Origin of the sequence: Bacillus sp. GMs2/2 (assembly GCF_050172095.1) — a bacterium.
GTDB lineage: Bacteria > Bacillota > Bacilli > Bacillales > Bacillaceae_G > Bacillus_A > Bacillus_A cereus.
In genome coordinates this window covers 17,879-30,944 of the sequence record NZ_JBNLYE010000028.1, presented here as the reverse complement: position 1 = coordinate 30,944, position 13,066 = coordinate 17,879, and the positions used below count along the sequence as shown (strand labels likewise).

Sequence of the window (13,066 nt, the reverse complement as noted above, 5' to 3'; positions counted from 1 at the left end):
GGAAGTTCAGAGTATCAATCTAAAAATAGACAAGTTTCCAGTTATTAAGGATAGTAGAAAATTCAACTTTTTAGAAAATGGTTTAACGATGAGGAAATACGCTTTAGGAAAAGTAATATTACTGAACGGAAAGTAAAATTCAATTATTTAAATAGGGTTATAATAAAAATTAACAACTGTGCTTATTTTGCGTGCATATCAGGACATTGAATGGACTGAGGTAGTTAAGGAATTACTACAAAATTTAATTAGGGATAGTGGTGTATGGTTAAAAACAATCATTAGCTGAGGTTGAGACTCGATGTATTACTATAAAAATCAAAGCATAGTAAGAAAAACTATGAGCATAGGGCAACACCGCTTGCTAAAAAATTTACTGAGTAGTGGATGGAATATACTATAATAAAAATAAGAAAAATGAAGATATGGGGGATATGGAAGTGGGTTATCAGTCAGAAGCACAACTAGAAAATCATTTAGTCGAGCAATTGCAAACACAAGGTTACGAAGCTGTTCAATTATCGGATTATGCAGCTGTATTAGTCAATTTCCGTGCGCAATTAAATAAGTTCAATGAGAAGAAATTAAATGGGCAACCGTTAACAGATAAAGAATTTAAGCGTGTCCTTGTTGCAACAGAAGATAAAAGTATTTATGAGTCTGCAAAAATCTTACGTGATAAGTTGCTAATCGAGCGTGAAGATGGTACGGAGCTTTATTTAGAACTTATGAATACGAAACAATGGTGTAAAAACTTATTCCAGGTGACAACGCAAACGACAATGTTTGGTAAATACGAAAATCGTTATGACGTCACAGTTTTCATCAATGGGTTACCAATCGTCCAAATTGAGTTAAAGCGAAGAGGTTTAGATTTTAAAGAAGCATTTAATCAAATTCAACGTTACCGTCGCCATTCGTTCCAAGGGCTTTATCACTTCTTGCAAATCTTTGTTGTAAGTAATGGCGTCGATACGAAATACTTCTCAAACTCTGACTATGCTATCCAATTTGGTTTTACATTCTTCTGGTCAGACGAAGAAAATAATATTATTACAAACTTACAAGAGTTCGCAAAAGTCTTTTTACAACCTTGTCATTTAGCGAAAATGGTGAGCCGCTATATGATTATTAACGATACAGATAAGGCGTTAATGGTCATGCGCCCTTATCAAGTCTATGCAGTGGAAGCGTTAGTAAAACGAGCAACGGAAACGAACAATAATGGGTTTATTTGGCATACAACAGGTTCAGGTAAAACGTTGACATCGTTTAAATCTGGTCAGATTTTAGCAAATGAAGAAAGCATTAAAAAGGTATTCTTCTTAGTTGACCGTCAAGACTTAGATAGTCAAACAACAGCTGAATTTAATAAGTTTGAAAAAGGTTCGGTAGACCGTACGGATAAAACAGATGAATTAATTAAACAAATTAAAAATCCGATGAAGCGCTTTATCGTGACAACGATTCAAAAGATGAGCAATGCAGTCAAAAACCCTCGTTATGCCAAAGTGATGGAAGCGTATAAGCAAGAACATGTTGTATTTATCATTGACGAATGTCACCGCAGTCAGTTTGGTGATATGCGAAAAGGTATTGATCATCATTTCCAAAATGCACAGTATTTCGGCTTTACTGGTACACCTCGCTTTGAAAAGAACAAAAGTCAAGATGGTCGTACAACAGCGGACTTATTTGAAAAATGTCTACACCATTATTTAATTAAAGATGCAATTCGTGATGGCAACGTATTAGGCTTTTCTGTAGAGTATATTAGTACGTTTCAATCGAAAGTTGACGAACAAGATGACACGAAAGTAGAAGGTATTGATACAGACGAAGTGTTGCATCATCCAACACGCCTAAATATGATTACAGACCATATTATCGATAATCATAATCGTCGTTCTAAAAGTAAAGGATATTGTGGGATTTTTGCAGTAGATTCGATTCAAACGTTAATCAAATACTATCATTTATTTAAATCAAAAAATCATAATTTAAAAATTGCTGGAATTTATTCATTTGGTGCAAATGAAGAGAGCGATGGTACAGAAGAACATTCACGTGAAGCGTTAGATCGTATGATTGTGGATTACAATAAAATGTTCGGCACTGATTACTCAACGGATACGTGGGATCGTTATTTCTCAGATGTATCGAAAAAAATGAAACAAGCTCAAATCGATATTTTATTAGTAGTGAATATGTTCCTAACAGGGTTTGATAGTAAGCCATTAAACACATTATATGTCGATAAAAACCTTCAGTATCACAATTTACTACAAGCTTATAGCCGTACAAATCGTGTTGAGAAGGCAACGAAACCATATGGAAATATCGTGTGCTATCGTAATTTAAAAGAACAAACAGATGATACGATTCTTTTGTTCTCGAAAACAAATTCTGTCAATGAAGTGTTAATGCAAAGCTACGATGCGTATTTAGCAAAATTTAAAGAGTCCTTAGAGAGTCTTAAAAAGATTGCTGCATCGCCAGAACAAGTTGATGAACTTCAAACAGAAGAAGAACAACGTGAATTTATTGTGGCATTTAAAAACGTGACGAAAATGCTTCAACGTTTGCAGTCATTTTCTGACTTTGAATTCGATGAAAGTGAATTGCAAATTTCAGAGCAGTCATATGAAGATTTTAAGAGCAAGTATTTTAAAATTCACGATCGTTTAAAGAAAGAAGATCCTAGTAAAGAATCGATTCTTCAAGACATCGATTTTGAATTAGAATTAATGCATACAGACCGTATTAACGTCAGCTACATTATGAATTTAATTGCGAACTTAACAATGGACGATGAAAAAACACGTGACCAAGAAATTAAATTAATTAAGCAAGAGCTTGATCATGCATCAGATGAAAAGCTCCGCCTAAAGGTTGAATTGATTCATAATTTCTTAGATAAAATTGTGCCGCAATTAGGTGAGAATGCATCCATTCTTGATGAATATGCGAAGTATGAGGAAGAAGTGCAAGAAGAAGAAATGACGAAATTTGCAAGTGAAATAGGACTAGAGCAATCTATTTTAAAAAAACAAGTGGCCACGTATGAATATGCAAATATCATTGAAGATAGCATGATTATGGATCGCTTATCAGGGTCGTTCTTAAAGAAAAATAAAGCAATTAAAGCGATTAAAAGCTTTATTTATGAGCAAGTAGCTAAATACGGTGCATAATCTTAACGAGAGGAGAAACCCTCTCTTTTTTTATGATATTTTAAAAAATATCATAAAAAATATGATTTTTAATTGATATTTTTAAAAATATCAATTATCATAATAGTGAGAGAGGAGGGGCATGCGATGAAATTAAGAGAATGTGCAGAAGTGACACAAGGCGTCTTTACGAATCGGATTGAAACATCTAATTTGAATGAAGATAGTGTACAAGTGCGATTAGTCACATTGAAGGAATTCAACCATCTACTAGGAACGGATTATCGGATTTCTCAAGAAAAAGATCGCTCTATTTATGTGAAAAAAGATAAGCTATTACCAAATGTAATCACAGATACAGAGAGCCTTGTGCTACACACATTAACTCAAAAAGTTGTTTGGTTTCCTCAAGAATATCGTGGACTACTGTTGACGAATAACTTTGTGAAAATACAATTCTCAACGGAAGTAGATGTGCATTTCATGGAATGGTTATTCAATGAACATCTATCGATTCAAAAACAAATCGCTTTATTTACAGAGGGCAGTATTGTCGCCTCGTTAAAGTTATCCAATGTGAAAGAAATTGAGCTAACGATTCCACCAATTGAAAAGCAGCGGAAGATTGGTCGCATTGCACAACTAAAAAAGAAAAAATCAGCATTGATTAAAGAGAAAGATACATTAGAACAATTATTACTGCATCATCAAATGGTGAAAATAACCGATCAATAGGAGGTCATTTACATGACAACAAGCGAAAAACAACGTCAGCAGCAAGCAGAGCTACATAAGAAACTTTGGGCGATGGCTAACGATTTAAGAGGCCAAATGGATGCCTACGAGTTCAAAGATTATATTTTAGGGTTAATTTTCTATCGTTACTTATCAGAAAAAGTGGAATCACGTGCCAATTCATTACTAGCAGAAGATGAATTAAGTTTTGTGGAAGCATGGGGAAATGAAGAGTATCGTGACGATTTACAAAAGTATTTAATTAGTGAATTAGGTTATGTCATCACACCACAATATCTATTCTCTACCTTTGTAAAAGAAATTGAATTAGGTACGAATGGAAATTTCGATATTGAAATACTTCAAAATGGTGTGAAAGCGATTGAAGCTTCAACAATGGGTGCGGATAGCCAAGAAGATTTTGAAAACTTATTTGATGATATGGATTTAAATTCTTCAAAATTGGGTCGTACGGTAAAAGCACGTTCAGAATTAATCGCAAAAGTAATTGTCAATATTGCGGATATTCCATTTTTACAAGATGATGTAGAAATTGATGTATTAGGTGATGCTTACGAATACATGATTTCACAATTTGCAGCGAATGCTGGTAAAAAAGCAGGGGAGTTCTATACACCGCAACAAGTATCAAGTATTTTAGCGAAAATCGTTACTGCAGGAAAGACGGAAATTAAAGATGTATATGACGGTACTTGTGGTTCGGGCTCGTTATTACTTCGTGTTGGTAAAGAAGCAAAAGTTTATAACTACTATGGACAAGAAAAAGTATCAACAACGTACAACTTAGCACGTATGAATATGTTACTGCATGATATTCCTTATCAACGCTTTGATATTAAAAATGCCGATACATTAGAAGAACCACAACATTTAGATAAACGCTTTGAAGCCATCGTAGCGAACCCGCCATACAGTGCAAAATGGAGTGCTGATGATAAATTTAAGGACGATGAGCGATTCAGTAACTACGCAAAACTTGCTCCAAAATCAAAAGCAGACTTTGCATTCATTCAACACTTTATTCATCAATTAGATGATAACGGTACATTTGCTGTTGTATTACCACATGGTGTTTTATTCCGAGGTGCAGCAGAAGGCGTTATTCGTAAATATTTAATTGAAGAGAAGAACTACTTAGATGCTGTAATCGGTCTACCAGCGAATATCTTCTATGGTACAAGTATCCCAACATGTATTTTGGTGTTTAAAAAATGCCGTAAGCACGATGAAAACATTATGTTCATTGATGCCTCAGGTGAATTTGAAAAAGGAAAAAACCAAAATCATTTATCAGATGAACACGTTGAAAAAGTTGTTTCAACATACTTAAATCGTGAAATAACTGATAAGTACTCATATGCCGCAACACTCGATGAAATTAAAGAAAATGACTATAACTTAAACATTCCTCGTTATGTGGATACATTTGAAGAAGAAGAACTGGTCGATTTAGAAGCTGTCACAAAACGCCTTCAAGAAATTGATGAAGAGATTGCCAAGGTTGATGAAGAATTAGCTGCTTACTTCAAAGAATTGGGGGTGTAGGGGATATGAATGAACCTAAGTTGAGATTTAAAGAATTTAGTGGGGAATGGGATTTAGTTGAATTAAATACACTTACTACTGAAATAAAAGCAGGGAGATCTAAAATTACGGAAGGAGAAAAATCATATCCTATTTTAGGATCGACAGGAATAATTGGATATACTAATACTTATGATTATGAAGGGGATTTCATTTTAGTTGCCAGGGTTGGAGCGAATGCAGGTAAAATAACAAGTTTTGAAGGTAAGTGTAAAATTACAGATAATACAATATTTTTTGAAAGCATTCATGCCGAGAAAATCTTTATTCAAGAATTATTAATAAAGAACAATCTTTCGAAAAAATCATTTGGATCAGGCCAGCCATTAATTAAAGGCTCTGACCTTAAAAAGTTGAAAGTCTACATTCCTAGCTTATCTGAACAATTAAAATTGAAATTATTTTTAAAGAATATAAACAAAAAAATCCAACTTGAACAACAAAAAATCAATTTGCTACAAGAACAGAAAAAAGGTTATATGCAGAAAATCTTTAAGCAAGGGATTCGGTTTAAAGGGTTTAATGAAGAATGGAAACAATGGAAGTTGGGGGAATTAGCAGAAGTTAGAACAGGAAAAGCATTTAGCAGTGCTGATTTCAATGATAATGGAGAATATTTAGTCATTACTAATAAAAATATCCAGGATGAAGCAAACGGTATTACATCAGTAGGGGATAGAATTGATATTCATGACGATACTATTCTAAATAATTATTTACTAAGTGGTGACAATATTTTAGTCACCATGGATGGAGTTAATATAGGAAAAACAGGTAAATATAGTAACGAAAAAGCAGTTCTAGCACAACGAGTTGGGCGACTTAACTCAGAGCAAATTGATTTTGTCTATCAAATAACTAGCAGTAATAAGTTTGTATCCGAGATGAATAAATTATCAGTGGGTAATGCAATTAAACACATTTCCTTGAAACATATTTCAGATTATTCATTTTCGGCGCCTACAAGCAAAAGAGAACAAGAAAAAATTGGATCTTTTTTCAAAAAAATTGATCGAAAGATTCAACTTCTACAACAAAAAATAGATTTACTACATGAACAGAAAAAAGGTTTTATGCAACAAATGTTTGTTTAAAACAACACCCATTAAAAAAATGTAAGATTCAACTTTCGAAAATTGAAATATTAAAACGATTTGATGAGAGGTTTTCGCAGTTTTAATCAATCTTTTTACAAAATTTCATATCACAATAAAACTAGACCTACGCATTTTAATCAATCTTTGTTCCAAATGTGTGGGTTTCTTCTATTATAAAAAACGTTTGTAGCGTACTTTTGATTAAACTTTATTCTAAAGCTAAAATAGAGCTTTTATTTCTTACTATAAAGGGTAGCACCAGATCAACATCAAGCTAAGATTTTCATGTAACCCTTAAATAAAAATTTTCTTTCTCTACAGACAGTTACTCTGAGAATTCACCCACTTTTTCGTTTTGGGAGTATTTATTTTTCGTAAGTTGATAGCGATATGGTGCTGCCTCATATAGAAGTTAGCTAAAGAAAAAAATTCATATGTAGGGATTTTGAAATATACCCCACTTCTTGTGGGCAGTAAGCCCCCACCTTAAAATTAAAAGAATAACGAGGAAGATAGGCGGGGGAGGAGTACCCATATGATTTGCATTGGTTTAACATACTGTTTTTTATTGTACCGAGATATTTTTGGAAAACTAGTAAAATAAGCAGTTAGTTTGACTTTTGACCATCTTTGACCATATACTAAAACTAGAAAACAATGGTAAAGGTAACGTTTGTAAGGACCGTAACACAAAACCTTTGATTTCTGCGATACTTGTTACAAAATAATTTAAAGGAGTGATTTTAGTGAATGTAGAACTAAACGAACAGCAACAGCAACTACGACAAAGCATTGAAGAAAATTTAGAAATCGTAAATCAAGCTATTCATGGAAGACCACATGAGAATCATGATGAGGCGTTTCGTAAAATGGCAGAAGCAGCACACGAACTGCATATGTCATTAACACCACATCCTAAGCATCGCAGGTATATGATTGAAAACCGTGAATTAGAAGCAAATCATCCCGAGTTTTATGCACACGTGCATCCCGTTGAGGACTTGTTAGCATATCTAGATGACACAAGTGCAAACGATGATCCGGTGGATTCTACTTTAGGTGCCGAATTTTATATGGACATCTATTCACGTAGATGGAGCAGTAAAGACCGTTATACGTTAATTCGAAATGTAGATGGATGGTATGTTTCGCATTTATCGTATGAGGGGCAAGCAGGAAAAAATGCTCTTGAAGTATTAGAGCCTAGTTTAATACACGACAGCATATCTTATCCACGCAATTTAGGTAGTGTTATTGAAGATGTATGGGAACAAGCTGCTGATAGTGGATTATCTTATGAAGAGGTACAAAACATGCTGAATGAGGTTGCTGAGTGGATTAATGCAGCAGAGCAGAATTATCCAGGTTTTGTACGATAAAAGAACATAGCGTTATCGTATAATGAGAAAGACAGTAACACTCCATAAAAGGTCGGATGTTACTGTCTTTTTCTATAAATCCCTATATTAGGTTGTATTATATATTAATTGGATTGATTGGTGTAGCACTCTGATCTTAATGGATAGCAAATAAAAGCTTCTCGTACTGTGAATCTAAAATAAAATCATGATGTTTGTAAGAAAGAAGCGAAGTTTTGAACAAAGTTGCGCTGTTAAAAAAGATGCGATTATCTCTTCGATTAAAGAATGCTAAATGCATTTTGAACAAACTTATTTATAAAACTAAGTATTCATTGAAAAAGAAACGAATCCAATTTGATTAAACTTTATTCTAAATGAGTCTTTTTAATTTGCCATAAAATATATGTTTATAAGATGCTTTTAATTAAACTTAATTTCAAAGCTACACGCGTTTTTAACTATGGGATGAGTAGTTACGAATATTTTATATAAGAGGGGATGGATTGAGGAAGAAAAATATAATATTTTAATGCATGAAACAACAATTGCAACCGGAATTATTTGGGCGCAATTCTTACAAGTCTTATAAATACTAGAAATATTAATTTTACCCTAACTATTGACGGGATACATCGCACCACGACCACAATTTAACTGAGCATTAAAGCGAGTCGTTAAAGCACGAGTTGCATTAAGACCGATATACCAGTCAGCTTCTGAACGTGCAACTGCTGAAGCGTATAAATTGTCATAGGCTTTACCTGGTTTTAAATTTGCAAAACCATCTTTAATTGCTTTATCAGTAACGGATGAAATCCATAGACGTTTGATTGGCTTGTTAATTCGAACCTTATCAATAATCCAACGAGCAACCAATTCTCCTTCACGTCCAGCGTCTGTTGCTACAATAATTTCATTTACATCTTTTCTAAGTAGCTGACTTTTTATAGCATTAAATTGTTTACCAGTTTGTTTAATAACCGTTAATTTCAAACGCTCAGGTAGCATCGGTAAATCTTCTAAATTCCACTTTTTATATTTCACATCATAACTTTCTGGATCTGCTAATGTAACGAGATGACCTAAAGCCCAAGTTACAATATATTTACTACCTTCAAGGTAGCCATTTCCTTTTTTATCGCACTTAAGTACACGAGCAATATCTCGTGCAACGGAAGGTTTTTCAGCGATTACAACGCTTTTTGACATATTAAAAACATCCTTTCAAATTTCCATAAGTTAAATATAGCATACATCTTCTTGAGATTCAGTTTCGCTCCATATTTGAGCTGTTTTTAATGGAGTGAACAAAATCCCAACTAATTAAAGTTTCACTTTATCCCGCATTAACGGGCAGTAAGATCCCCACCTCAAAATTCAACGAAAGCAAATAAGTTAGGGGGGAACAACTGCCCGTAAAAGCCCGATTGGTGAGGGCCGATAATCAATGGGGGATGAAAAAAATCACTGATTAAAGTTTCACTTTATCAGTTGCTTCTATATTAAATAGAAAAGTAAAGAACTTGTTATTTTAGTAGAATAAGAGTAGACTTTGAAGTAGATGAATAAGAAGCACATGGGAGTTTGTGGATGCAAACTGAGAGTATGACTAGTCCGTCATTGACCATTTGAACCTGTTGGATAATGCCAGCGTAGGGAGAGTGTAAAAGCACATGTTCAGGCACTTTGCGTACGCGCAAAGTGTCTTTTTGTGTATCTCCCATCATTATAGTTAGGAGATGAAAAGGATGAATATGAAAGAAATTAGTAAAGTAGTGTATTTGGTGAGAGAATCTAATCCGCTCGTTCATAATATTACAAATGTTGTTGTAACAAATTTTACTGCTAACGGTTTGTTGGCACTTGGAGCATCGCCTGTAATGGCGTATGCAAAAGAAGAAGTAGCAGAAATGGCTAGCATTGCTGGAGCGTTAGTATTAAATATGGGGACACTTCGTCCTGAAGAAGTAGAAGCGATGTTACTCGCGGGTAAATCAGCAAATGCGAGCAATGTGCCAGTACTATTTGACCCAGTTGGTGCAGGAGCAACTTCGTATCGAACAGAAGTTGCGAGACATATTCCAGCCGAAATAGATTTAGCAATTATCCGCGGAAATGCGGCTGAAATAGCAAATGTTATTAATGAGAAATGGGAAATTAAAGGGGTAGACGCTGGTACTGGAAATGGCAATGTTGTAAGTATTGCAAGGCAGGCAGCAGATGAACTAAATACAGTTGCGGTCATTACTGGAAAAGAAGATGTTGTTACAGATGGAGAGAGAACTATTGTTATTCGAAATGGTCACCCTATTTTAACGAAAGTTACGGGAACAGGTTGTTTACTAACTTCTGTAATAGGAGCATTTGTAGCAGTGGAAAAAGATTATGTAAAAGCAGCAGTAGCCGCATTAACGTTTTATGGTGTAGCTTCGGAACTGGCAGCTGCTAAGGCGGTAGAAAAAGGGCCTGGTAGTTTCCAAATTGAATTTTTAAATCAATTAGCTAATACAACTTCAGGTGATATTGAGAAGTATGGGAAGATTGTGGAGTTAGAGTAAGAGGGAGTGAAAGAAATGGCACGCATTGAAATAGATAAAATGTCTAAGCTATTGCAAGTGTATTTTATTATGGGAAGTAATAACTGCACGAGGGATCCTTTAGCTGTATTGAAAGAAGCGTTAGATGGTGGAGTGACACTTTTTCAGTTTCGCGAGAAGGGGGAAGGTTCTTTAATCGGAGAAGATAGAGTGCGCTTTGCAAAAGAATTGCAGACGCTTTGTAAGGAATATAGTGTTCCTTTCATTGTAAATGATGATGTAGAATTAGCCATTGAATTAGATGCAGATGGTGTTCATGTTGGACAAGATGATGAAGGAATTACATCTGTTCGTGAAAAAATGGGAGATAAAATTATCGGCGTATCTGCTCATACAATTGAAGAAGCACGCTTTGCAATCGAAAATGGAGCAGATTATTTAGGCGTTGGACCTATTTTCCCAACGAGTACGAAAAAAGATACGAAAGCGGTTCAAGGAACGAAAGGATTAGCTTATTTTAGAGAACAAGGAATTACAGTGCCAATCGTTGGTATTGGTGGGATTACAATTGAAAATACAGCGGCAGTTATAGAAGCGGGTGCGGACGGTGTTTCAGTTATTTCAGCAATTAGTTTAGCTGAATCTGCGTATGAAAGTACGAGAAAATTAGCTGAAGAAGTAAAGAGAAGTTTGTAGGGAAGGAAGTGTAGTATTTTAAGTGCTACATGAAGAAATAGACTGCCCAAAAATTTAAACAAACATTTGATTAAAAAAGCACAAACCTTTTTAAATAAAGGTTTGTGCTTTTTCTTTAAAACATAATTGAAATTAAGAGCATTCCAATTCCGATAGAAGTAAATGTTGCAATTAGGCCAGGAATCATAAAACTATGATTTAATACGTATTTACCGATACCTGTTGTACCAGTACGGTCAAAGTTAATAGCAGCAACGATTGTTCCATAGTTTGGAATGAAGAAATATCCATTTACTGCAGGGAACATAGCAATCAGTAGTGCTGGTGGAATACCAAGGGATAGTCCAAGTGGCATTAAGGCACGTACTGTTGCTGCTTGGCTGTACAGTAAAATAGATAGAATGAATAGCGCGATGGCAAATAGCCAAGGTGCACTTGTTACTAAATGCTGAATGGATCCTTGAATCATATTTAAGTTTCCATTAAAGAAAGTATCTCCCATCCAAGCGATACCGAAAATAGCAACAACTGCTGTTGCTCCTGCTTTAAAGACGTTACCAGACACAATGCTTTCTACATTTGGTTTACAGAAAATAATAATAAGAGCCGCGATAGTTAACATAACCATCTCAATTGTATTCGGCATGGAAAGACGAGCTAACTTCCCATCAACTATCCATCCTGGACGAAGTGCTTCAAATGAACCAAGAAGTACAACAAGGAAGGTTCCTACAAGGAAAAGGATAACTGATAATTTTGCGCCCTTTACACCTACAAATTCTTTTTTCTCTTCAAGCTTAGGAATCATTCCTTCTTTTAATCGTTTTAAGTATTCAGGGTCTTCATTTAATTCTTTTCCCATCTTACTAGCAACGAATGCTGCTAACATACAAGCAATGAAAGTGGAAGGAATACTCACTTTTAAAATATCTAATAAAGTGATTTTATAGTCAGCTAACATTGCTAAAAGAGCAACTGTGGCAGCTGAAATTGGACTAGCTGTAATTGCTTGTTGAGAAGCGATTACGGCAATCGACATTGGGCGTTCCGGTCTAATCCCTGATTCACGAGAGACTTCTGCAATAACAGGAAGTACAGAATAGGCAACGTGACCAGTACCTGCACATAGTGTGAATAAATAAGTAACAATTGGAGCAAAAAAAGTAATACGCTTTGGATTTTTTCGTAATGCCTTTTCAGCTAGATGAACAAGATAGTCCATTCCTCCAGCAGCTTGCAAAGCACCAGCAGCTGTAATTACTGCCAAAATCATAAGCATTACATCGATAGGAGGCGCGGTTGGTTGTAGGTGGAAGACAAAAACGAGTATTGCCATACCAACTCCACCCATTACTCCTAAACCAACTCCGCCTAGGCGTGCACCAATAAAAATACAGAGTAACAAGGTAAGAAATTGTAGCCAAAACATGATAAACTACCTCCGAAATTCATTAGTTAAGATATATTCGAATAGTTTAATTTGAATGAAAATTAAATAAATACCCGAAGAAATCCTTGTTATTTATACATTTTTTATTATATAACATAAAAAAAGTAACATTCACGTACTTTTTGAAATTATTTCGAAAAAGCAATGCGTTAAAAATTTGTATTTATATCTCTAAATAAGTAGACATTTTGATTTATATGTTGTAATCTTTGAAAGAGAATAAATTAATTCTCATAGAACTCCCATATCGTTCAACTCGTTCAGCGAGAAAGGCAAACTGATGGAAACATGAGGACGCAAAACTACAGGAGCTAAGGTCGAAAGGCTATGCTAGCCAGTTACCGGACGGATAGGGTTGGTCTTTGCCAATGCTTTTACATTGGCTTTTTTTTATTCTCGAACATATTGAGAA

At 34.8% G+C, this 13,066-nt stretch carries 8 protein-coding genes, 1 pseudogene and 2 riboswitches; of the genes and pseudogenes, 7 read left to right on the top strand and 2 right to left on the bottom strand.

Going from position 1 to position 13,066, the window contains the following annotated elements; translation table 11 throughout:
• Positions 1–440 precede the first annotated feature (440 nt).
• The 5 genes from ACQGS6_RS07025 (at position 441) to ACQGS6_RS07005 (ending at position 7,989) form a co-directional block, all read left to right on the top strand.
• Positions 441–3,194, top strand: coding sequence for a type I restriction endonuclease subunit R (locus ACQGS6_RS07025; RefSeq protein ID WP_426964982.1), 2,754 nt, complete (start codon positions 441–443; stop codon positions 3,192–3,194).
• 126 nt (positions 3,195–3,320) lie between these two features.
• Positions 3,321–3,908, top strand: a complete 588-nt coding sequence (locus ACQGS6_RS07020) for a restriction endonuclease subunit S (RefSeq protein WP_426964981.1) — start codon at positions 3,321–3,323, stop codon at positions 3,906–3,908.
• Positions 3,909–3,920: 12 nt separating this feature from the next.
• Positions 3,921–5,474, top strand: a complete 1,554-nt coding sequence (locus tag ACQGS6_RS07015) for a type I restriction-modification system subunit M (protein ID WP_426964980.1) — start codon at positions 3,921–3,923, stop codon at positions 5,472–5,474.
• A gap of 5 nt (positions 5,475–5,479) precedes the next feature.
• Complete coding sequence (locus ACQGS6_RS07010; protein ID WP_426964979.1) at positions 5,480–6,607, top strand: restriction endonuclease subunit S; 1,128 nt, start codon at positions 5,480–5,482, stop codon at positions 6,605–6,607.
• A gap of 749 nt (positions 6,608–7,356) precedes the next feature.
• Positions 7,357–7,989 (top strand): hypothetical protein, encoded by a 633-nt coding sequence (locus ACQGS6_RS07005; RefSeq protein WP_426964978.1) that lies wholly within the window; start codon positions 7,357–7,359, stop codon positions 7,987–7,989.
• A 621-nt stretch (positions 7,990–8,610) separates the two neighbouring features.
• On the opposite strand, the pseudogene topB reads toward ACQGS6_RS07005, so the two are convergent.
• Positions 8,611–9,180, bottom strand: a pseudogene (gene topB, locus ACQGS6_RS07000) (DNA topoisomerase III); the annotation flags it as partial.
• A 357-nt stretch (positions 9,181–9,537) separates the two neighbouring features.
• Positions 9,538–9,647, top strand: a riboswitch (TPP riboswitch).
• Positions 9,648–9,719: 72 nt separating this feature from the next.
• Between topB and thiM the strand changes: the two are divergent.
• On the top strand, positions 9,720–10,529 hold the full coding sequence (thiM, locus tag ACQGS6_RS06995; protein ID WP_098299484.1) for a hydroxyethylthiazole kinase: 810 nt from the start codon (positions 9,720–9,722) through the stop codon (positions 10,527–10,529).
• A gap of 15 nt (positions 10,530–10,544) precedes the next feature.
• A complete protein-coding gene (thiE, locus tag ACQGS6_RS06990; RefSeq protein ID WP_000090966.1) occupies positions 10,545–11,204 on the top strand; it encodes a thiamine phosphate synthase in 660 nt (219 codons plus the stop codon).
• A 115-nt stretch (positions 11,205–11,319) separates the two neighbouring features.
• Here thiE and ACQGS6_RS06985 read toward each other — a convergent pair whose 3' ends face one another.
• Positions 11,320–12,633 (bottom strand): anaerobic C4-dicarboxylate transporter family protein, encoded by a 1,314-nt coding sequence (locus ACQGS6_RS06985; RefSeq protein ID WP_000498704.1) that lies wholly within the window; start codon positions 12,631–12,633, stop codon positions 11,320–11,322.
• Positions 12,634–12,915: 282 nt separating this feature from the next.
• Positions 12,916–13,000, top strand: a riboswitch (cyclic di-GMP riboswitch).
• The last annotated feature ends 66 nt before the right edge of the window (positions 13,001–13,066 follow it).